This window comes from Bradyrhizobium sp. NBAIM01, assembly GCF_020194115.1.
In the GTDB taxonomy this organism is placed as follows: Bacteria; Pseudomonadota; Alphaproteobacteria; order Rhizobiales; family Xanthobacteraceae; genus Bradyrhizobium; species Bradyrhizobium yuanmingense.
This window is the reverse complement of the sequence record NZ_JADYVU010000002.1, coordinates 466889-486228: the sequence shown is the minus strand read 5'-3', so window position 1 is coordinate 486228 and position 19340 is coordinate 466889. Positions and strand designations below refer to the sequence as shown.

Annotated in this window: 21 protein-coding genes; 11 read left to right on the top strand and 10 right to left on the bottom strand. The window is 62.4% G+C overall.

Going from position 1 to position 19340, the window contains the following annotated elements; all coding sequences use genetic code 11:
* Nucleotides 1–127 precede the first annotated feature (127 nt).
* A complete protein-coding gene (locus I6F31_RS08640; protein WP_035997417.1) occupies nucleotides 128–466 on the top strand; it encodes a hypothetical protein in 339 nt (112 codons plus the stop codon).
* A gap of 6 nt (nucleotides 467–472) precedes the next feature.
* On the opposite strand, the gene I6F31_RS08635 is transcribed toward I6F31_RS08640, so the two are convergent.
* Together I6F31_RS08635 and I6F31_RS08630 are read right to left on the bottom strand one after the other, a co-directional pair.
* Complete coding sequence (locus I6F31_RS08635; protein ID WP_035997420.1) at nucleotides 473–940, bottom strand: YbaK/EbsC family protein; 468 nt, start codon at nucleotides 938–940, stop codon at nucleotides 473–475.
* A 41-nt stretch (nucleotides 941–981) separates the two neighbouring features.
* Nucleotides 982–1713, bottom strand: coding sequence for a haloacid dehalogenase type II (locus I6F31_RS08630; RefSeq protein ID WP_225185261.1), 732 nt, complete (start codon nucleotides 1711–1713; stop codon nucleotides 982–984).
* Between the two features lie 800 nt (nucleotides 1714–2513).
* On the opposite strand from I6F31_RS08630, the gene I6F31_RS08625 reads away from it, so the two are divergent.
* Nucleotides 2514–2747 carry a hypothetical protein gene (locus I6F31_RS08625; protein ID WP_036045391.1) on the top strand — a complete coding sequence of 78 codons (234 nt, stop codon included), beginning with the start codon at nucleotides 2514–2516 and terminating at the stop codon, nucleotides 2745–2747.
* A 19-nt stretch (nucleotides 2748–2766) separates the two neighbouring features.
* Nucleotides 2767–3432: a CPBP family intramembrane glutamic endopeptidase gene (locus I6F31_RS08620; protein WP_225185260.1), complete on the top strand. Its 666-nt coding sequence runs from the start codon at nucleotides 2767–2769 to the stop codon at nucleotides 3430–3432.
* A 186-nt stretch (nucleotides 3433–3618) separates the two neighbouring features.
* On the opposite strand, the gene I6F31_RS08615 is transcribed toward I6F31_RS08620, so the two are convergent.
* Together I6F31_RS08615 and I6F31_RS08610 are read right to left on the bottom strand one after the other, a co-directional pair.
* Complete coding sequence (locus tag I6F31_RS08615; protein WP_225185259.1) at nucleotides 3619–4197, bottom strand: hypothetical protein; 579 nt, start codon at nucleotides 4195–4197, stop codon at nucleotides 3619–3621.
* Between the two features lie 184 nt (nucleotides 4198–4381).
* Complete coding sequence (locus tag I6F31_RS08610) at nucleotides 4382–4753, bottom strand: helix-turn-helix domain-containing protein (RefSeq protein ID WP_036021178.1); 372 nt, start codon at nucleotides 4751–4753, stop codon at nucleotides 4382–4384.
* A gap of 160 nt (nucleotides 4754–4913) precedes the next feature.
* Between I6F31_RS08610 and I6F31_RS08605 the strand changes: the two genes are divergently transcribed.
* Both I6F31_RS08605 and I6F31_RS08600 read left to right on the top strand, forming a co-directional pair.
* Nucleotides 4914–5648 (top strand): SDR family oxidoreductase, encoded by a 735-nt coding sequence (locus I6F31_RS08605; RefSeq protein ID WP_225185258.1) that lies wholly within the window; start codon nucleotides 4914–4916, stop codon nucleotides 5646–5648.
* Nucleotides 5649–5825: 177 nt separating this feature from the next.
* A complete protein-coding gene (locus tag I6F31_RS08600; RefSeq protein ID WP_225183046.1) occupies nucleotides 5826–6725 on the top strand; it encodes a hypothetical protein in 900 nt (299 codons plus the stop codon).
* Between the two features lie 159 nt (nucleotides 6726–6884).
* On the opposite strand, the gene I6F31_RS08595 is transcribed toward I6F31_RS08600, so the two are convergent.
* Together I6F31_RS08595 and I6F31_RS08590 are read right to left on the bottom strand one after the other, a co-directional pair.
* Nucleotides 6885–9416: an NAD-dependent epimerase/dehydratase family protein gene (locus I6F31_RS08595; protein WP_225185257.1), complete on the bottom strand. Its 2532-nt coding sequence runs from the start codon at nucleotides 9414–9416 to the stop codon at nucleotides 6885–6887.
* 400 nt (nucleotides 9417–9816) lie between these two features.
* A complete protein-coding gene (locus tag I6F31_RS08590) occupies nucleotides 9817–10701 on the bottom strand; it encodes an amidohydrolase family protein (protein WP_225185256.1) in 885 nt (294 codons plus the stop codon).
* 342 nt (nucleotides 10702–11043) lie between these two features.
* On the opposite strand from I6F31_RS08590, the gene ykgO reads away from it, so the two are divergent.
* From ykgO to I6F31_RS08575, 3 genes are all read left to right on the top strand, one after another.
* Nucleotides 11044–11169 carry a type B 50S ribosomal protein L36 gene (gene ykgO, locus I6F31_RS08585; protein WP_006611362.1) on the top strand — a complete coding sequence of 42 codons (126 nt, stop codon included), beginning with the start codon at nucleotides 11044–11046 and terminating at the stop codon, nucleotides 11167–11169.
* A 120-nt stretch (nucleotides 11170–11289) separates the two neighbouring features.
* Nucleotides 11290–11925, top strand: coding sequence for a tetratricopeptide repeat protein (locus I6F31_RS08580; protein WP_057028269.1), 636 nt, complete (start codon nucleotides 11290–11292; stop codon nucleotides 11923–11925).
* Nucleotides 11926–12049: 124 nt separating this feature from the next.
* Nucleotides 12050–12310 carry a hypothetical protein gene (locus I6F31_RS08575; protein ID WP_035997474.1) on the top strand — a complete coding sequence of 87 codons (261 nt, stop codon included), beginning with the start codon at nucleotides 12050–12052 and terminating at the stop codon, nucleotides 12308–12310.
* 7 nt (nucleotides 12311–12317) lie between these two features.
* Here I6F31_RS08575 and I6F31_RS08570 read toward each other — a convergent pair whose 3' ends face one another.
* On the bottom strand, nucleotides 12318–12500 hold the full coding sequence (locus tag I6F31_RS08570; protein WP_028180446.1) for a hypothetical protein: 183 nt from the start codon (nucleotides 12498–12500) through the stop codon (nucleotides 12318–12320).
* Between the two features lie 328 nt (nucleotides 12501–12828).
* Here I6F31_RS08570 and I6F31_RS08565 point away from each other — a divergent pair, with 328 nt between their 5' ends.
* Nucleotides 12829–13785, top strand: coding sequence for an alpha/beta hydrolase (locus tag I6F31_RS08565; RefSeq protein ID WP_225185255.1), 957 nt, complete (start codon nucleotides 12829–12831; stop codon nucleotides 13783–13785).
* 119 nt (nucleotides 13786–13904) lie between these two features.
* Here the strand turns inward: I6F31_RS08565 and cycA are convergent, their stop codons facing one another.
* The gene (gene cycA, locus I6F31_RS08560; RefSeq protein ID WP_035997470.1) at nucleotides 13905–14300 is read right to left on the bottom strand and encodes a cytochrome c-550 CycA; all 396 of its coding nucleotides are present in this window, start codon (nucleotides 14298–14300) and stop codon (nucleotides 13905–13907) included.
* A 229-nt stretch (nucleotides 14301–14529) separates the two neighbouring features.
* Between cycA and I6F31_RS08555 the strand changes: the two genes are divergently transcribed.
* Nucleotides 14530–16023 carry an FAD-linked oxidase C-terminal domain-containing protein gene (locus I6F31_RS08555; protein ID WP_225185254.1) on the top strand — a complete coding sequence of 498 codons (1494 nt, stop codon included), beginning with the start codon at nucleotides 14530–14532 and terminating at the stop codon, nucleotides 16021–16023.
* 5 nt (nucleotides 16024–16028) lie between these two features.
* Here I6F31_RS08555 and I6F31_RS08550 read toward each other — a convergent pair whose 3' ends face one another.
* Both I6F31_RS08550 and I6F31_RS08545 read right to left on the bottom strand, forming a co-directional pair.
* Nucleotides 16029–16799 (bottom strand): hypothetical protein, encoded by a 771-nt coding sequence (locus I6F31_RS08550; RefSeq protein ID WP_225140929.1) that lies wholly within the window; start codon nucleotides 16797–16799, stop codon nucleotides 16029–16031.
* A 111-nt stretch (nucleotides 16800–16910) separates the two neighbouring features.
* A complete protein-coding gene (locus tag I6F31_RS08545) occupies nucleotides 16911–18488 on the bottom strand; it encodes a sodium:proton antiporter (RefSeq protein WP_085968676.1) in 1578 nt (525 codons plus the stop codon).
* An 86-nt stretch (nucleotides 18489–18574) separates the two neighbouring features.
* On the opposite strand from I6F31_RS08545, the gene I6F31_RS08540 reads away from it, so the two are divergent.
* Nucleotides 18575–19333 carry a tetratricopeptide repeat protein gene (locus I6F31_RS08540; RefSeq protein ID WP_225185253.1) on the top strand — a complete coding sequence of 253 codons (759 nt, stop codon included), beginning with the start codon at nucleotides 18575–18577 and terminating at the stop codon, nucleotides 19331–19333.
* Nucleotides 19334–19340: the final 7 nt, after the last annotated feature.

Here is a 19340-nt window from a genome sequence, read left to right as displayed (position 1 = left end):
ACGGACCAAGGCGTCAGCGGGAGCTGCCATGGTTCCAGTCGCGCTTTTCACATTTTGTTGTTGGTCCAGAACAAGCTCGCGTCTCATTGATTGAAGAGAATTCGAGAGACTTGGGAAGGATCTGGACATGCGAACAGAGCGGATCGCGCTAGGTGTGGCGCTTGCGGTCGGCGGCATCATGGCGCACAGCGCTGCATCCGCGCAGGAATACCGCGGCACGATGGAACAGCAGATGGCCTGCACACCTGATGTGTGGCGCCTGTGCAGCGATCAGATTCCCGACGTGAACCGCATCGTGGCCTGCTTGCAGCAGAATACGCCACAGCTCTCGAGCGGCTGCCGTGCGGTGTTCCAGTCCAGCAACCAGATGCCGCCGCAGCAACAGGTTCCGCGCGGCCGGGCCGCACCGCCACCACGCTACATTGCTCCGCCGCCTCCACAGCGGCCTTACGACGAGGACGAATAGCGCCGCTCAGGGCCTGTGCTCGCAGACGTCGACCCATTCAGCCGCGGTCAGCTCGGCCATCCGCTCCGGTGTGATGCGCACCGCGCTATGGGTCGAGCCGGCAGCCGGCACGACGACGTCGAATGCCTTCAGCGAGATGTCGCAATAGATCGGCAGCGGCGACTTCAGGCCGAACGGGCAGACGCCGCCGACCTCGTGTCCGGTGATGTCGGCGACTTCCTCCAGACCCAGCATCTTCGGCTTGCCGCCGAACTGCGCCTTGACCTTCTTGTTGTCCATGCGCGAGGTGCCGGCCGCGACGATCAGGATCACGCGCTCGCCGATCCGCAAGCTCAGCGTCTTGGCGATCATTCCCGGCTCGACGCCATAGGCCTCGGCCGCCAGCGCCACGGTCGCGGAGCTGATCGGGGATTCAATGACGGAGATGTCGGGGGCTTTCTCGGCGAAGAAGGCGCGAACGGATTCCAGGCTCATTCCGGGCAGCTCATTCCAATCTTACAGGCGGGCGACGACCCCTAAGCGATTCCCGGCAGCTCGGAGAGGGCGCGGACGCGATGATCCGGCGCAAAGCCGAGCTCGTCCATCTGGGTGCGGATCGCCTTGAACATGGTGAGCGGTGCCACGAGTTCGTTCTCGACGCAAGCCAGCGCCATCGCTTCGGGCGTCACCCGCTCGATCCAGGCAACCTTCAGTCCGAACGATTTTGCCCCGGCGGCGTCCCAGGGATTGGAGGAGACGAACAGACCCTCATCAGGCGCGGTGCCGAGCACCTCGCCGATCAGCTCATAGGCCTGTGGGCTCGGCTTGAAGATCTTTTTCGCGTCGACGCTGATGGTGGCATCGAGCAGGCGGTCGAGCCCGGAATTGCGTACCAGCGCATTGAGCATGTCCGGGCTGCCGTTGGAGAGGATGGCGAGCCTGCGCGGTCTCAGGGCCGCGAGCGTTTCGGCCACATCCGGATAGAGATCGAGATGCAGATATTTCTCGATGACGCGCTCGAATGCCTCGCTCTCATAGGCGAGCCCGAGCACGCGCAGCGTATAGGCGAGCGAGTCGCGCGTGACCGCGTCAAAATCCTGGTAAGCTTGCATCAGCGAGCGCAGCCAGGTGTATTCAAGCTGCTTGATGCGCCAGACCTGCGTGATGATCTCGCCGTAGCCGGGAAACGCATCCTCAGTGACGTCAGCGACCGACTGGATGTCATAGAGCGTGCCATAGGCGTCGAAGACGATGGCTTTGATGGGCATCGGCTGTCCTTCCGGGGTTGTGGTCACAGGAACTCCGATTGGGGCGTGCGTATAATTCGTCAGCTTACCAGAGCAAAGCGGACGTCTGCCACTGCAGGTGTGATCGGCAGCTTGTGACCCAAGACAGACATTGCCGGGTAGTCGCTATAATTTGAACTCTATTTTTCATGCGGACGTGCTTAGCTATTGTAGTTGTAGGGCAAATAAGGCGCTTCGTCCCATGCCGAAATGGCTTGTTGTACTTGTCGCTCTCCTCGCGGCTACGGCCTGCGTCCCTCAGGTCCGCCACAGTGTGATCAACTGGCTTAAGACGCACCCTGCGCTCATTGGACCAGCTCTGACCGTCGCCGGAATACTGGCAGTCTTGTATCTGTTCATCGATCCTACCACGGTCCTGTTCTTGGCGGTTGTCGCTGTCGTCTCCGCTCTCGCTGCATTCTTTGACCCAAGAACCTATTCGAGCCGATGAGACCCTCGTATGAACGACAGCTCGCGGCCCTTGAAGCTTCGTACAGGGAGTTGCTTCTGTCGGCACTACAGGGGTGCGCTAAGGGACAGTGGGGACTCTTCGGCTCGTACGAACGAGTTGGTTTGCGCGACCCCGCACGGGAGGAGCTCCTTGAACTAGGCTCCAAAATCGAGCGTCTGCGCCACAAGTGCGGCATTGAACCCTTCCAGCTCCACGAGCGGTTCCTGCAGATGGGCTCTCGCCTTTCAAACACTCCGGGTGAGCCGAAATTGGCTCAGCGGTGGTTGGACGAACTGTCGTAAGCAATCACGCGGTTATGGCCCTTACACAAATGCGCACAGTTTTCCTGCTCTGGCATAGCTATCCGCGCGAAGATGCTCTGGATGAGAATGATACCGAAGATAAACTCGTCGGGGTCTATAGCAGCGCGGCCGAAGCAGATGCAGCAAGACTGCGCAAGCTGCGCTTTGAGGGCTTTCGCGACTATCCCGATAATTTCCAAGTCAGCGAGATGGAAATCGACAAGGACGCGTGGAGCGAAGGATTCGTCACCGTGAAAACGTAAAGCGAATATCTCATCGAGCATGGAAGAGCACTCTTTCGTCGTGCCTAAAGAGCGTGAGAGCAATCGCTCCGATACGCGCCCGTTGATTTGGTGGTTCGTCCTCGCCCTTATAGCGCTAGTTGCGTCGCAAGTTATGCGGCTGCATCAACATCAAGCGGCAAGTTGGCTTCTCTGGGACTATGTGGGTCGGATCACTGCTCTCACCATTTTGGCGGCAGTGCCTTCTGCTCGGATCGCTGCATTTCGAACAGGTGGACGTCAAATTTCACTTTTTGAGATTGTCCTTTGGATCGTCGGAATTTGCTTGCTAGATCGCTTTGTCCAGTTGCCGCAATCTTTCCTCAATGCGGCATTCCCTACAACCGTTCTCGGCGCATATCCGCACCCGACCGGATGGCTAAAAGCGTTCGATCTTTTTTTTGGCTTAGCCTTGGTAGCTATCAGCGAAGAAGTCATATTTCGCCGATACATCCGGCTAGCATTCCGGCCTTATCTGGGTGACGGCATTTTTGCCGTTCTCACGACGTCAGTTTTGTTCGGCGCAATTCATTGGTGGGCCGGCCTTGGTAATGTCCTTTCTGCGGCTACTGTTGGCCTTTTCCTCATGTTAATGCTGCGGCGGTCGGGTGTGCTATGGCCGGTGGCGCTCGCGCATTACCTGCTAGATTTGATCAATTTCGCCTAACGCGCCTTGCAGGTTCGGAAGTCATACGACTGCTCCTGGCCCGAAGGGGCCGACGCGATACCTCCGTCGGATGTCGGCTGCTCGGGGTGTAGCGGACCCGATATGCTCGACCTGAGTTCTTCCGGGCGTGACCCAAACCGGACATTTGCTTCAGGGTCTGATTGGCGGCGGCTGAACGTCTGCAAGTCACGGGGTTCTGCTTTTTAGACGATACATGAGCACGCCAAGGGCTTCGATCTGCTGATCTTGTCTGAACATTTGCAAGAAGGTCGAAATGGCTTCAATAGTGACCTTGGCGGCAAACACCGTTCTGAAGGGTTGACGCGCAATTCTTCTAAGCTGCGCCAGCTTGGCGAGCTTGCCGCCGAGATTTCCGCTTTTGAAGGATCGACCGTACCACACAGCGGCTCTCAATTGGCTCAAGCGCCCATGTTGTGACTGATAGTGAGTTCCAAGCCAAAACTGCGCTTTCCAGTCCCCTTTGGCAGCGAACTTACGAAGTTCACGTACCCCTTCCGGTACGCCGCGAAGCTGGAGGAAGCGGGCTCGATGCAAAACACCGCGCTCCTGACCGGATGAAGCGGCCCGATCAAACCAGCTCAACGCTGTCACGAAATCCGGGTCAACGGCGTCGCCTCGGGCATATTCCCAAGCGAGAGCCAACTGAGCGTCAACGTCGCCGGACGATGCAGCAGCAATCCATTCAGGAAGCTTGCTGCGGCGTTTGATGCGATCATCAGCGCGGCTTGGTAGTCCTAGTCGCATCGCCTAAGTAACGCCTCCATATGGTCCACGAGTATCAGTCATACGGCATTAAGGAAACATCACCCTGCAAACAGCAATTAGAAGCGACGTTCGTCCGTTTTTGGCCCAAGTCGGACGCAAGTCGAGTTGCGGCAACGCGCTGCTATCAGGGGCGGAGCACACTTCGGACGACGAGTAGCGCGAGCTAGCCGGTCGGCTGACGTCCTGGCCGCGTCCAGGTCGCCCGCTCTGCGAACACCCGGCTGACCTCCGCCATGTGCTCGGTGCCCCACGTGCAGAGCGGCACCAGCGCTTCGGCGAGGCTCTGGCCCAGAGGCGTGAGGCTATAGTCCACCCGCGGCGGCACCTCCTTGTAGTCGGTCCGCTTCACCAGGCCATCGGCCTCCAGCTCCTTGAGCTGCTGGATCAGCACCTTGTCGCTGACGTCGCGTATGGCGCGCCGAAGCTCGCCGTAACGGGTCGGTCCGTCCTGGGCGACAAAGTACAGGATCAGCGGCTTCCACTTGCCTGAGACCACCCGCAAGGTCGCATCCAAGCCGCAGGTGAAGCCGGGCAGATTCGGCGTGCAACGTTGGACGTCTGCTTGGGCTTGCGCCGGTGGGGAGATGAGGTCTGAACGATCTGACGACATTTTTTGGGCACTTACCAAAAGGTGCATACTTGTCGATAGGTGGGTACGCCGCCAGCTCAGTGCAACCTCAATGAAGGAGCACATCATGAGCAGACTACAAGGCAAGACGGCGGTGGTGACGGGCGGCGGAACGGGCATCGGGCTCGGAGCCGCCAAACGGTTCGTCGATGAAGGCGCATTCGTCTATCTGTTCGGGCGACGGCAGGAGCCGCTCGATGCTGCGCTCGCGCAGCTGGGGTCCTCGGCGCGTGCCGTCAGGGGTTCGGTCACCGATCTGTCCGCCCTCGACCGACTGTATGCGACGGTGAAAGCCGAACGCGGCAATGTCGACATTCTGTTCGCCAATGCCGGGACCGGCGCGTTTGCGCCGCTCGGCCAGATCACGCCCGAGCACTATCATCAGATCTTCGATGTCAACGTGAAGGGGCTGGTGTTCACCGTGCAGAAAGCCCTGCCGTTGATGCGGAGGGGATCGTCGATCATCCTGACCGGCTCGAGCACGGGCGTGATGGGGACGCCGCAGTTCAGCATCTACAGCGCGACCAAGGCCGCAATCCGCAATCTGGCGCGCAGCTGGGCGCTGGACCTGCGCGGCACGGGCATCCGCGTCAACGTGCTGTCGCCGGGGCCGACCAAGACGGAGCTGGCGCTGGAGGTCGTGGGCGAGGAAGCCTTCGATGCACTCGGCAGCGCCACGCCCATCGGGCGCGTCGCTGACCCCAGCGAGACCGGGGCAGTGGCCGCATTCCTGGCGTCCTCGGATAGCAGCTACATGACCGGCGGCGAGGTCTTTGTCGATGGAGGCCTCGCGCAGGTCTGACGCAGCTTGAGCGCGATGGGCGCCGACTGCCTCCACAGCGTCATGGCCGGGCTTGTCCCGGCCATCCACGCCTTTCCACGCAGCACAAAGAACGTGGATGCCCGGGACGAGCCCGGGCATGACGAGCTCTGTGATAGAGTAGAATGCGACCTCGGAACTCAGGTTTGAGACCCATCAATGAAGGATGATGTCATTAGGCAACCATTGCTGGTCGAGGTCGCCATCGAGGCGGCGTCTCGGGCGGGGCATGAGAAGCTCGTGACGGCGCTCGCCAGGCTCGCCGCCGAGGATCACTCGTTCATGGTGTCGCTCGATCCCATGTCGGGTCAGACTGTGCTGAAGGGAGTGAGCGAAAGTCATCTCGCAGGCAAGATCGACGTGCTCAATCGGGCCGATGGGATCGCCGTCAATGTAGGCGCTTTGCAGGTCGCATTTTTGGAGCGCCCAACCACACGGGCAGAGGTAACTTACACGCACAAGAAGATCTACGGCCCCAAAGGCGACTTTGCCGCGGTCAAGCTCGGTGTTGGACCCATCGATTCCGGGAAGGGCTTTCACTTCGAGTCCAAGATCGACGAGAGCGTGCTACCGAGGAAGTATCTCCCTGGCGTCGAGAAAGGTGTGAAGGACGTCCTTGCTTGCGGCGTCGTTGCGGGCTTTCCGGTGATCGATGTCGGGGTCGAGCTGATCGATGCCAAATATCACGATATCGACTCATCGGTACTTGCCTTCGAGGTCGCTGCGAGAACAGCCTTTCGCGAGGCCCTGAACATGGCGAAGCCGGTTCTGCTCGAACCGATCATGAAGGTCGAGGTGGTGACACCGGCAGCCTTTGCAGAAGCCATCGCCGACGATTTGCGATTGCGTCGTGGGCAGGTTGGTGTCACGAAGGTCGAGAACGACATTGTCGCGATCGACGCGATCCTGCCGCTCATGACCATGCTTGGCTATACGAACAGTCTAGGCTTGATGAGCCAGGGGCGGGCGACTTACACGATGCGCTTCGATCATTACGCTGCAATTCCATCGCCCATGGGCGATCCGCCGTTTCGCCCAGCGATCGGGATGCGCGCTTGAGGCTCGGAACGACTGCGGCGGAGTCGCTGTAAGCGGCTCCGCCAATTGATAGGGACGCCTAGATTCCCAGCAGCTTGCGCTTCGCGGTCCGATCAGATGCGTCATGAGAAAGCTCCCCGCATCATCTTCGGTGGCGCCCACGCAGAGCCCGCCGTTGCATCATACTATTGCGTGGTCCCATCCGCCGTAATGGGCGGCGCTACGGGTGCCGCGTGGCAGGCTCAGCCCGATGAGGAGGACACCGGTTGCAACGTTGGCTATCGTCGCCGTTGTCGTGGCGCCGTCGAGGACAAAGGGGGAGATTGCCACCCATGCTCCGAGCGCGACGTTGGCGAACCGCGCGGCACGCGCCACCTCCGCCATCGCCGTAACGGCGACGAGGATGACAAGGCAGCCGGTGATATGGTCGCTGAAGTAGAGGATCGGGCTCGTGCCGAAGGCAAGCGGCGTGATCATCAGCAGCATTCCAAGGAAAGAGCTCGCGACCAGCGTCCAGGGAAAATTGACGCCGCCGGTGACTATGTCGCGCAGCACCGCCGATAACGGGCGGTCGAGATCGGGCGTCGGCGCCTGCTTCTCGGAGAGCGCCGGGCCACCGCGCCAGAAAGTGCGCCAGAACGGCTGGCCCGCCTGCTTCGCGCCCCAAAGATACTGACAGCTCGCCAGTACCTCATCTATCGAATAGGGGATGAGCACTATCGTGATCGCGGCCTGGATGATGCAGAGCGTACACAGTGCACCGATCAAAGGGGGCTGGATAATGATGAAGCTGACGCTCACGAGCCCGAGCGGGATAACCAGTAGGCCGAACAGAATCACCATCCATGGCATTGTGCGCCAGCGGCGACGGTCGCCGATCGCGCCTGCCAGGGCATCTAGCGCGTAGGCGAAGGCGCCAAACCCGGCATCGGCGACCGGAAAGCCCTTCGAGACCCAGGAGGTCACCACCGCCTCGCTGCCATTGGCGACCGCTGCATCACCTGGGCCGAAGAAAGGATCCCACAACCCGTCGATATGACCGAGTTGATAGGCGGCGAGATAACGCGAGACGAACAGGCCGGCAAAGGCCAGAGCAATGATGTGGAGGCGCTGGCTGAATGTGGATGGCGAGTAGGTCCAGCCGAGGGGGCGATCATCGTCGGCAGCGAGGGCTTGGCGGCTGATGCCCGGTGTTGGAGGAACCATCACCGCGAGCGTCACGATCAGCATGCCAGCAAGCGTATCGGTGGCGTAGGCTCCAGCGCTCGTGGTCCAGAACACGAGAGGTGCGAACATGACCCATATGCCGACGGCAGCGGTGAGCCACTGCAACCAGCGCCAGCGCCGACGCATGCCGATGAGTGCGAACGCGACGACAAGAACGCCGGACACGATCTCGCTGACGCCGAGCCTGCCGTCACGTATCTCGGGCGAAGCGATCTCATGTCCCAGCGCCGGCGGAATTGGCGCCGCGGATGGATCGAAGAGACCAAGCGTGACAGGCGAGGCGACGAGCCACAGTCCAATCGCTGCATTGGTCAGCGGCGCCCAGAGCGTGCGCGCCCGATGCCGTTCCGTCTCGGCCTCAACCTCATCTTTCGAAGGCTCCAGCGATTGCCGCAGTCTCTCCGCGGCCTGGTCGAGCTCAGGTTTGGAAGCGGCGACCGTCGCAGGATGAAGTTTGTTCGTCTCGTACCAGTCCGTCGGGTCGACCTTGAGCCGCCGGATCATTTCGGGCAGCGTGGCGGTCAGACTGTGTCGGGGTTTCCACCCCAAGAGGCTCCTCGCTCGCGAAGTATCGATCTCATAATGGTCGTCGGCATTCTCGATCATCCACGACTTGATGTCGGTATCCTGATCGAGAACCTTCTCCTGCATCCAAGTGCCGAGCTTCGTCATCTCTTTCGGGAGGGACATCGTCCGCCATCTCTCCCCATGCACAAGCTGGCCAATCCGCCTCTGCATCTCGTCGTAAGTCGACGTTTCCTCTTCGCCAATGAGCAGTGTCGTTTCATCAGCAAGATCATTGCGTCGATCGACCACGCGTACCACGGCCTCGACGAGGTCGTTCTTGTGGAGATAGGGCTGGCCAGTGGTGATGTCGCCGGTGAAGAGATAAGCGGTCGGCAAGCGCTCGAAGATGCGGGCGATCTGCTGCGCGATGAATGCCGCACGGCAATCCTCGTCATAGACACCTGCAAGCCTCAGGATCGCGACCTTGATGTTGCCATGCTCGTTCAGGATCAGGGTCTCGGTCTTCGCCTTTGACTGCGGATAGGCCCAAGCTGGTTCGATCGGCGAATCTTCATCGATCTTTCTTCCCTTTGCTGAGCTAGGAGCATGCACGAGCAGCGTGCTCGAGAAGACGAACTGCTCCGTGTCGAATGCCTGAAGGGCCGCCAGCAGTCGGCGCGTTCCCTGAACGGTGACGGCATCGTATCTCGGGTTGTCCTCGCCGGTCGTGTCGTAATAGGCGGCAAGGTGAATGACCGAGGCGATCCGACGGCCTGTTCGCGCACGAACCTGGTCCAGCGCCTTCGCTACGATTGCATCCGAGGTGAGGTCGATCTCAATTGTCGCGATGCCGGACAACGGCTTCTTAGGGCGGCTGACATCGAGGCCGACGACCTGGTAACGATCCATCAAGCCGCGCGCGATCGCCTGGCCGAGGAAGCCGCTGCTGCCGGTGATCAGGACGGTGGGGCGAGACATGGCATTCGCTGCTCAACGTGTCTTAGCGAACGACCCGGGTACCCGAAAGTTTCCCTCCAACCTGCTTTTGCGTCCTGGATCGCCGGAGTATCACGCGCCCCATCCACCTACTTCGACGCCGCTGGTGAGCCGCCCAAGCTTGAATCGGGTGGAATCACACAACGTCGTGAGGTCGATGTGGACCGCGGCCCGGCCGCCAGCCTGAAAGAACTGTGGGTACGATGTCGGTCGCTCTGACGCACCCAGAGGATCCGGAGCAGGCGGCGCGCGTCGTGTTCGAGGTACTCTACGCGCCGTCCGAATCCGGACCAGAGATGGAAGGGATACGCTAGGCTACGCCAGCCGAGATGTACCCCGTGGCCAAACTTAGTTGCATGCCGGTTTCATGGAAGCGGATCGTCTAGATCCCCAACAGCTTCCTTGCGTTCGCCTTCAGCACCTTCGGCCGGATCTCGTCGCGGATCTCGATCTTGGCGAAATCGGACAGCCAGCGGTCCGGCGTGATCACCGGCCAGTCCGAGCCGAACAGCATCTTGTCCTGGAGAATCGAGTTAATGTAGCGCACCAGGATCGGCGGGAAATACTTTGGCGACCAGCCCGACAGGTCGATGTAGACGTTCGGCTTGTGGGTCGCGACCGAGAGCGCCTCTTCCTGCCAGGGGAAGGAGGGATGGGCGAGGATGATCTTGAGGTCGGGGAAATCGGCCGCGACGTCGTCCATGTACATCGGGTTGGAATATTTCAGCCGCATGCCCATGCCGCCGGGCATGCCGGAGCCGACGCCGGTCTGGCCGGTGTGGAACAGCGCGATCGCGCCGCCATTGTTGATCTCTTCGTAGAGCGGATAGGCCATGCGGTCGTTGGCGTAGAAGCCCTGCATGGTCGGATGGAATTTGAAGCCGCGTACGCCGTATTCCTCGATCAGCTTGCGCGCCTCGCGGGCCCCGAGCTTGCCCTTGTGCGGGTCGATCGAGACGAAGGGGATGAGCACGTCGAGATGCTCGGAGGCGATCTCCAGCATCTCCTCGTTCTTGTAGCGGCGGAAGCCGGTCTCGCGCTCTGCATCGACCGGGAAGATCACCGCAGCGATGTTCTTGGAGCGGTAATAGGCCGCGGTCTCCGGCACGGTCGGCGGTTGCTTATGCGGCGACTTGAAATACTCCGCCATCTGCGCCTGGAAATCGTCATAGCCGTCGTCGGGATGGGTGCCGCAGGGCTCCTCGGCATGGGTGTGGATGTCGATGGCGACGACTTTGTCGATATCAGGCAGCTTCAGCTTCGGCATGGGTGTCCTCCCGACGGGTTGCCGAATTGATTATAGGATATAACGAGTTTGGCAAGGCGCTGGTGGCGGCGAAAGCGCAGGCGGCAAAAGTCTTTGCCGAGCCTGACCTCCAGTGCGCCGGATCGGGCCGATCCGGCCGCTTCTACTGTGCATGGGGTTGTTTTCACGGTTTTGCTCGTTGGGAGCCTGGCAGTTAACATTGACATGACCTCCCGCCATGCCTTAAGAACCGCTCCGTCCCGGGCGGTCGGTCCGCCAGCGGGAAAAATCTCATTTTGCCACATTCGCGCGTGCCGAAACGGTAGTGCCGAACACGGCCTTTCGAACGTTCAGGATTCTGCCATGAAGGTCCGTAACTCGCTGAAATCGCTGCGCGGTCGCCATCGCGCCAACCGCCTGGTCCGCCGCAAGGGCCGGGTCTATGTGATCAACAAGGTGCAGCGCCGCTTCAAGGCGCGCCAAGGCTGATCTGAGCGGCTGATCACGCCCCGCCGGGAGCCTTCGCGCGCCCCGCAAGATCACGGTCTCACACGAGTTTGACGCCGCCTTTGCTTTGCAAGGGCGGCTTTGCGCGTTTAGACTTCCACCATGGCAGTGAGATTCCGTTTCGCGCGCACCCTGTGTCTGGCCCTCGTGCTGGGAACCGCCGGCCTTGCGCCGGCGGCCCTGGCCCAGCAGGTCGAGCCGCCCGGCAAGCAGAAGAAGCTGCCGGAGGCGCCGTCAAAGCTGCCGAAGGTCGACCGCAGCAAGAATCTCGATTTCCTGTTCGGCGCGCTGAAAGCGGCGCCCGACGAGGCCAGCGCCAAGCATGTCGAGGCGCGGATCTGGGCGATCTGGCTGCAGACCCCGAGCGACACCGCCGCGCTCCTGATGTCGCGCGCCAAGACCGCCGTCGATGCGAAGAAGATCGACGTCGCGATCAAGCTCCTGGATTCGATCATCAAGCTCAGGCCCGATTACATCGAAGCCTGGAACCGGCGTGCGACGCTCTATTACATGCAGAACGATTATGGCCGCTCGCTCGCGGACATTCAGCAAGTGCTGATCCGGGAGCCCCGCCATTTCGGCGCGCTCGCCGGCCTCGGCATGATCATGCAGGAGGTCGGGGACGAGAGGCGCGCGCTCGAGGCCTACCGCAAGGCGCTCGCCGTCAATCCGCACCTGGAAAAGATCCCCGACCAGGTCAAGGCGCTGACCGAAAAGGTCGAAGGCCGCGACATCTAGCTATAACTCGATCACATCTTGAGCGATCGCGGCCGCCGCGGATTAACCACGATCCGAGCCGGGACGTTGCAAGGACTATTGCAAGGCCTGTTGCAGGCCTACCTGCATGGCAGGAGCGAAAGCCATGAAGCATTTGATGGTCGCAGCGACGTTGCTGCTCGCGTCGGGGACGGTGAGCTTCGCCGACGGACTGTTCTGGGTGGTCGGCAACCGTGCCACCGGCAAATGCGCCATCGTGACCAGCAATCCAGTCATCATTGGCGACATCTGGTTCGGCGACGGTCCCTACAAGTCCAGGGCCGATGCCAAGCTTGCGCGCTCGACGATTCGCGTCTGTCCCCCGGTCACGCCCGAGGAAGAAAAGCAGGAGGAGGGGGCGAACTAGGCTGTGCTTAATGCAGCACGCTGCTGCCGCGCTCGACCAGGCCGCGGTCGGCGGCTGCGGCGTAGGCCTTTGCCAGCTCGGTCTCGAGATGCTCGTTGATCAGGAGCAGCGCCCGCACCGCACCGCGCAGGTCGCCGTTGCAGCTCGCGACGATTTCGTCGATTGCAGTATCGTTCGATCTGAAGCTCATCGAAATTCTCCGGTTCAAACCAGGACAATCCTGCCGGTCTTTCCCGCATCCCCCTGATGTTGCGGGGAGGATCGGCGCCCACCCGCGCCTAGATGGCGGAACCGACCATGGCGATTATATGGAAGCTGCGATGACGCCCGCATGAAGCTGGTCCGAAGCTTGCGTGCGGCTTAGAATGGCTCTGATTTCATTGAGTTTTCTCGATCAGCAATTATGCACATATCCACAGCCCCAGCATTTTTGGTGGAAGCGCGCACCGCCGGCGGCGAAACTGCCGGCCGAGCAGACCCGTAACTGCCCCGTGCCCAGGATCACCCGGATTCTCTCCATGATCGTGATGTCAGTCGTGACGGCGCTGGTCCTGCTGGCGCTGCTCACGCAGGCCGGAATCGTCGCCGTGCAGCGGGCCTTTCCGCCGCAGGGGCGCATGGTCGAGGTCGAGGGCGCCGCGCTTCACGTCGTCGAGATCGGCCCGCGCGAGGCCGGCCCGCCGATCGTGATGCTGCACGGCGCGAGCTCCAACCTCGAAGCGATGCGGCGGCCGCTCGGCGATCTCCTCGCCCGGGATCATCGCGTGATTCTGATCGACCGCCCCGGCCATGGCTGGAGCACGCGCGCAAGCCGGCAGGATTCGACGCCGCAGATTCAGGCGCGCATGATCGACGAGGCGCTCGGCAAGCTCGGGATCGATCGCGCGGTCTTCGTGGTGCATTCCTGGAGCGGCGCCCTCGGCGCGCGGATCGCGCTCGATCACCCGCGCCGCGTGGCAGGTCTCGTGATGCTCGCGCCCGTCACGCATCCCTGGCGCGGCGGTGTCGGGCGCTACAACGAGATCATCGCAACGCCCGTGATCGGCCCGCTGCTCGCCTACACCATCACGCTGCCGCTCGGCTATTTCATCACCGAAGCCGGGGCCCGCAACGTGTTCCTGCCGCAGACCATGCCGGATGGTTTCGTGCAGGACTCCGCGACGCCGCTCTTGCTGCGCCCGCGCGAGTTCATCGCCAATGCTTATGATCTGGTGACGCTGAAGGAGTCGGTCGCCGCGCAAGTCGCGAGCTATGGCGCGATCACGGCGCCTGTTACGATCATCGCCGGCGAGCCCGACAAGACGGTGAGAACCAATATCCACGCGCGTCCGTTCGCTGCGGCTGTGTCGAATGCAAAGCTGATCGTGCTGCCCGATCTCGGCCACATGGTGCAGAACGCCGTGCCGGATCTCGTGAAGGCGGAGATCGAGACGATGATCGGAAACATCGCCCCGGCGCAGGCGGTCGCCGACTAAAGCGTTTTTCGAGCGAAGTGGAAACCGGTTCGCGCGAAGAAACGCGTCAGAACAAGAAAGCCAGAGCTTCGATGCCGATCCGATCAGAACCGAAGCTCTAGCGTCCGCCTCGTGCGCGCTTACTGCTTGATCTTCCCGTCCTTGTCGTATTGGGCAAGGAAGGCCCAGAGATTGTTGATCTCGGTCTCGTTCTTGATGCCGGCGAACGCCATCTTGGTGCCGGGGATCTTGGCCTTGGGATCCTTGATGTATTCCTTGAACGTGGCCTCGTCCCAGGTGATGCCGGAATTCTTGTTGGCGTCCGTGTAGCTATAGCCCTCAACCGCGCCCGACTTGCGGCCGTTGAGGCCGTTGAGCTCCGGGCCAACCTTGTTCTTAGCGCCTTCGCCGATCGCGTGGCAGGCCAGGCACTTGTTGAACGATGTCTTGCCGGCCGCGACATCCTGCGCCATCGCGGCGGGTGCGGTGGCAATGACGGTGAGGATTGTCACCGCGCCGAAAGTCAGTTTTGTCATAAGTGTGCTCTTCGTCTCTTCCCGGGTCAGATGGAGGGTCGTGGTTTTGGCAGGTCCGGTGCAAGTGGACAAGCCGCGAAACTCTGACAGGTTTCCTGCTAGCAGACTTGCCCCAGAGAGAACTTGCGCTGCAACAAAGCAATGCGACCTTCGGAGGACCTACCCAAAGTCCGCAAGACATGATTGATTTGCCGAGATAATTCCATCCGTCGGACGAAGGCTTCTTAAAATGGCCATCATGATGCCCGCAAGCGACCAGGCCGTGCTGGCGCGTCGCAGCGAAATCGTCGCCGCCTTGCGCGCAATCGTGCCGGGCGAGGGCGTGATCGACAGCCTCGCCGAGATGCGGGCCTATGAATCCGACGGGCTGACCGCCTATCGGCAGCCGCCGATGGTCGTGGTGCTGCCCAATACGACCGAGCAGGTCTCGCTCGTCCTGAAATATTGTGCGGCGCAGAACATCAAGGTGGTGCCGCGCGGCTCCGGCACTTCGCTGTCCGGCGGCGCGCTGCCGCTCGAGGACGGCGTGCTGCTCGGCCTCGGCAAGTTCAAGCGCATCCGCGAGATCGATTTCGACAACCGCGTCGTCGTCACCGAGCCCGGCGTCACCAACCTCGCAATCAGCCAGGCGGTCGCCCATGCCGGCTTCTATTACGCGCCCGATCCGTCCTCGCAGATTGCCTGCTCGATCGGCGGCAACGTGGCGGAAAATTCCGGCGGCGTGCACTGCTTGAAATACGGCATGACCACCAACAACGTGCTCGGCTGCGAGATCGTGCTGATGAGCGGCGAGATCCTGCGCATCGGCGGCAAGGGCTGCGAGAATCCCGGCTATGACCTGATGGGCGTCATCACCGGTTCCGAGGGCCTGCTCGGCGTCATCACGGAGATCACGGTGCGCATCCTGCAGAAGCCCGAGACGGCGCGCGCGCTGATGGTTGGCTTCGCGCAGGTCGAGGCGGCCGGCGAATGCGTGGCGCGCATCATCGGCGCCGGCATCATCCCCGGCGGCATGGAGATGATGGACAAGCCCGCGATCCACGCCGCGGAGGCCTTCGTCCATGCCGGCTACCCGCTCGATGTCGAGGCACTGCTCATCATCGAGCTCGACGGGCCCAAGATCGAGGTCGACGAGCTGATCACGCGTGTCGAGACCATCGCGAGAGGCTGCGGCTCGGTGACGCTGCAGATCTCCAATTCCGAGGCCGAGCGCAACCTGTTCTGGGCCGGCCGCAAGGCCGCATTCCCCGCGGTGGGCCGCATCTCGCCTGATTATCTCTGCATGGACGGCACCATCCCGCGCGGCGCGCTGCCGAAGGCGCTGGCGCGCATCCGCGAGCTCTCGGAAAAGTACCAGCTCGGCTGCGCCAACGTGTTCCACGCCGGCGACGGCAATCTGCATCCCCTGATCCTCTACGATGCCAACAAGCCCGGCGAGATCGAGCGCGCCGAAGCCTTCGGCGCCGATATCCTGCGCGCCTGCGTCGAGTTCGGCGGCGTGCTCACCGGCGAGCACGGCGTCGGCATTGAGAAGCGCGACCTCATGCCCGACATGTTCAGCGAGATCGACCTCAACCAGCAGCAGCGCCTGAAATGCGCCTTCGACGCGCAGGGCCTGCTCAATCCCGGAAAAGTATTTCCGACCCTGCACCGTTGCGCCGAGCTCGGCCGCATGCACGTCCACGCGGGTAAGCTGGCGTTCCCGGATTTGCCGCGGTTCTAGGTCGCCTACTGCGCCAGCGCCAGGATGCCGCCGGCAAATGCGTGCCACGCCGCCGTTTCGCTGACCGGCCAGTTGAGCACCTTCACCGCCAGAAGCGCGAGCGTGCCCGTGATGTATACCGGATGCACGCGGCCCTCGGCGCGCCAGTCGCGCACCATGGCGACGACGAGCAGAAGGGAGGCGACCACAGCAGGCGCGATCGTCACGGGCACCGGCGGCGGGCCGGACGGTCCTGATGGTGCGAGGAAGGTCAGGAACCAGCGCGCGATCGCGGCGTCGAGGATCGAGACCGCCGCGAGCAGCATCAGGCGCTTGTGAACCTCGAGCCTGCGCGTGTTCATGATGGCGAGCGCGAACACCACGGCAAAGAATGTGATGCCGCTCAGCGGCACGATCGAGAAGGCGATGCCTGCATCGGCCTGTCCGAGCGCCGCGGCGTTCTTCATCGAGGTCACGGACGCGAAGAAGCCAGAAATGACCATCGCGGTCGCAAGCGAGACGCCGACGATGCCGAACGAGCGGTGATTGACCACGCGGCCGGAGGCCGCGAGCCAGGTCTGGAGCACGAAATAAAGCGACCAGGTGAAGAACAAGAGTCCGTGAAAATGGATCACCGGGCTTGCGGACAATGTCCGGTGAGCGAGCGGCACCCAATAGGTCGGTGCGAAGCCGAGAAAGGCAGTGGCGGCGCAGGCGAGCGCCATGTGGAGATAAAAATATCGTGCAGGCGACGCATCACGCGCGCGTACACGACGGTCGTCAATCAGGGTCGTCATCACGGGTGAGTCTGGAGAGGCGGGGTTTGGTTCAAGCTGCGGGATGCTGTGTGTGACTCGGCGCACATTGCAGAGCGCCCAAACTCTTGTCGGGACGACAGCGGAGAGACATCATCCGCCCGCGCTCAATTCTGCGCGATCGAGCTCCTCCTCGAGCCGATGAAACGCATCGTCGCCGATCACCTCGGTGGCGCGCAGGTCGAAGATCGCCTTGCGCGCGGCCTCGATAGCGCGGCGGCGCAGGGGATCGGCGGGCAGTTCGCCGTTGCTGATGCCGCCGTTGGGATCGGTCTCGGCCTGCATCAGGATGGCGCGATATTCGAGCCGCAGGATTTCCGCCTCCTCCGACGGATCGCTCTCGATCGCATCGAGCGCGGCGCGATAGGCCACGGCGCGGCCGCGGGCGACCTCGATGCCGACGGGATCGTCGTCCTTGAGGTTGAAAGCGAGGATCAGCGGCCGCAGCGTCAGGCCCTGGATCACCAGCGATCCCAGCACCACCGCAAACGCGATGAAGACGATGAAGTCACGATAGGGAAAGTTTTCCGGCAGGGCAAAGGCGGTGGCGAGCGTGACGAGGCCGCGCATGCCGCACCAGGAGATGATGAGCCCGCCCTTGGGCGAGGCCACCTGCTGCGGATCCTTGGGATGATAGAGCCCCTGCGCGATCAGCACCCGCAGGCTCGTGCGATAGAACGTCACCCAGAACAGGCGTACCAGGATCACCGTAAGCAGGATCCAGGCGGCGGCCACGCAATATTCCCAGCGCACGTCCGCATCCAGCCGCGTCCAGATCGGCCGCATCTGCATGCCGATCAGCATGAAGGCGAGCACGTTGAGCACGAACACGGTCGTCTCCCACACCGCATAGGACGGCACCCGCAGCCGCGCCGGGATGCGCGCCGGTGCGGTGCGCGCGACCGTGATGGCGTAGACCACGATGGTGAGGATGCCGGAGAGACCGAGATGCTCGGCGGCGATCCAGACCATGAAGGTGGTGGCGAACTGCACGATGATGGCGCTCGGCGCCTCCGTCACCCGCTCCATGAACAGCGGAATGATGCGGCCTGCGGCCAGACCAGCGATGACGCTGCCGACCAGCGCCAGCGCCATGGTCGGGGCGACCTGGCTCCAGGTCAGATGCTCGGTGGCGACCGCGCCGACGGCGATGCGATAGATCAGCAGCGCGCTGGCATCGTTGAGCAGGCTTTCGCCCTCCAGCACCTTGACCATGCGGTGGGGCAGCTTGACCTGGCTCAGGATCGCAACCGCAGCGGCCGCATCCGGCGGCGCCACGATGGCGCCGAGCGCGACCGCGGCGGCCCAGGGCATGTCGGGCATCAGCCGGTGCGCGACATAGGCCACGGCGGCCGTGGTGAGGCCGACCGCGGCCACCACCAGGGTCGAGACCGGAACCCAGTTCTTGCGAAGGTCGCGCAGCGACGTGTCGAAGGCGGCATCGAGCAGGACCGGCGCGACAAAAAGGGCAAGGGCGAGGTCCGGCTCCAGCGTCCAGGACGGGCTCGACGGCACGAAGGCGATCAGCGCGCCGCCGATGGCGAGAAAGGTCGGGTAGGGCACCTTGATCCGCCGCGCCAGCGCCGATAAGCCAACCGCGCCGAGCAGCAACACAATGATCCATTCGAATGTCGACACGATGATCCCCGAAGCCGATTTCAGCGGCGCCACAAGCTAGCACCAATCCGGCCGTATGATGGATAGTGCGGCTTCAAGGCAAGAGCTTAACATCGACGACAAGGCTTCGACTGCAACGCATGCGTTTTCTCATTCAGCTGATCGGCGCCGGACTGCTCTATGCGCTATCGTTCGCCCCGGCCGATGCCGCGACCGGCGGCGAGCCGGTGGCTGTGACGCAGGTCGATGTCGCGCCCTGCCTCGCCGCGGCCGCAGCCGATGACATGGACAAGGCCGCCACTGCCTGCGCCGAAGTGATCGACAACGAGAAGACGACGAAGGCCGATCTGATCAAGGCTCTGATCGCGCGCGGTGCGCTCTATGCGCGGCACAATCAGGTGGACCATGCCATCGCCGACGACAGCCGTGCTCTTCTGCTCGATCCCGGCCTTCCCGACGTCTTCAATGCGCGCGGCGAACTCTGGCTGAAGAAGGGTGACAAGCCGAAGGCGGTGCAGGATTTCGGCGCAGCGCTCAGGATCGATCCGAACCACGAGAAGGCCAAAGCCAATCACAAGGCGATGGCGCGCGAGATCGAGCGGATCGGCGCGCAGATGGCGGTCGCCGGCAAGCCCAGCTTCAATTGCGGGCGAGCGCGTCGGGCGGTGGAACGGGCGATCTGCGGCAATCGCGAGCTCGCCGATCTCGATCGCGAGGTCTTTGCCTCCAATGCCCGTGCGATCCGGGAGGCGCGCAATGCGGCCGAGGCCAAAGCGCTCCAGCGCGAGCAGGTCGAGTTCATCGCGCGCCGCAATGCCGATTTCGGCCGGCCGGGATACGACCTGAAGAAGGCGATGCAGCAGCGCTTGCAGCGGCTGAACGGTGTGGATGGATATTGAGATTTTC

What these genes read in the sequence shown, in the direction of transcription:
- I6F31_RS08640 (WP_035997417.1), top strand. Translation starts at nt 128, where the DNA reads ATGCGAACAGAGCGGATCGCGCTAGGTGTGGCGCTTGCGGTCGGCGGC.
- I6F31_RS08635 (WP_035997420.1), bottom strand. Translation starts at nt 940, where the DNA reads ATGAGCCTGGAATCCGTTCGCGCCTTCTTCGCCGAGAAAGCCCCCGAC.
- I6F31_RS08630 (WP_225185261.1), bottom strand. Translation starts at nt 1,713, where the DNA reads ATGCCCATCAAAGCCATCGTCTTCGACGCCTATGGCACGCTCTATGAC.
- I6F31_RS08625 (WP_036045391.1), top strand. Translation starts at nt 2,514, where the DNA reads ATGCGCACAGTTTTCCTGCTCTGGCATAGCTATCCGCGCGAAGATGCT.
- I6F31_RS08620 (WP_225185260.1), top strand. Translation starts at nt 2,767, where the DNA reads ATGGAAGAGCACTCTTTCGTCGTGCCTAAAGAGCGTGAGAGCAATCGC.
- I6F31_RS08615 (WP_225185259.1), bottom strand. Translation starts at nt 4,197, where the DNA reads ATGCGACTAGGACTACCAAGCCGCGCTGATGATCGCATCAAACGCCGC.
- I6F31_RS08605 (WP_225185258.1), top strand. Translation starts at nt 4,914, where the DNA reads ATGAGCAGACTACAAGGCAAGACGGCGGTGGTGACGGGCGGCGGAACG.
- I6F31_RS08600 (WP_225183046.1), top strand. Translation starts at nt 5,826, where the DNA reads ATGAAGGATGATGTCATTAGGCAACCATTGCTGGTCGAGGTCGCCATC.
- I6F31_RS08595 (WP_225185257.1), bottom strand. Translation starts at nt 9,416, where the DNA reads ATGTCTCGCCCCACCGTCCTGATCACCGGCAGCAGCGGCTTCCTCGGC.
- I6F31_RS08590 (WP_225185256.1), bottom strand. Translation starts at nt 10,701, where the DNA reads ATGCCGAAGCTGAAGCTGCCTGATATCGACAAAGTCGTCGCCATCGAC.
- ykgO (WP_006611362.1), top strand. Translation starts at nt 11,044, where the DNA reads ATGAAGGTCCGTAACTCGCTGAAATCGCTGCGCGGTCGCCATCGCGCC.
- I6F31_RS08580 (WP_057028269.1), top strand. Translation starts at nt 11,290, where the DNA reads ATGGCAGTGAGATTCCGTTTCGCGCGCACCCTGTGTCTGGCCCTCGTG.
- I6F31_RS08575 (WP_035997474.1), top strand. Translation starts at nt 12,050, where the DNA reads ATGAAGCATTTGATGGTCGCAGCGACGTTGCTGCTCGCGTCGGGGACG.
- I6F31_RS08570 (WP_028180446.1), bottom strand. Translation starts at nt 12,500, where the DNA reads ATGAGCTTCAGATCGAACGATACTGCAATCGACGAAATCGTCGCGAGC.
- I6F31_RS08565 (WP_225185255.1), top strand. Translation starts at nt 12,829, where the DNA reads ATGATCGTGATGTCAGTCGTGACGGCGCTGGTCCTGCTGGCGCTGCTC.
- cycA (WP_035997470.1), bottom strand. Translation starts at nt 14,300, where the DNA reads ATGACAAAACTGACTTTCGGCGCGGTGACAATCCTCACCGTCATTGCC.
- I6F31_RS08555 (WP_225185254.1), top strand. Translation starts at nt 14,530, where the DNA reads ATGGCCATCATGATGCCCGCAAGCGACCAGGCCGTGCTGGCGCGTCGC.
- I6F31_RS08550 (WP_225140929.1), bottom strand. Translation starts at nt 16,799, where the DNA reads ATGACGACCCTGATTGACGACCGTCGTGTACGCGCGCGTGATGCGTCG.
- I6F31_RS08540 (WP_225185253.1), top strand. Translation starts at nt 18,575, where the DNA reads ATGCGTTTTCTCATTCAGCTGATCGGCGCCGGACTGCTCTATGCGCTA.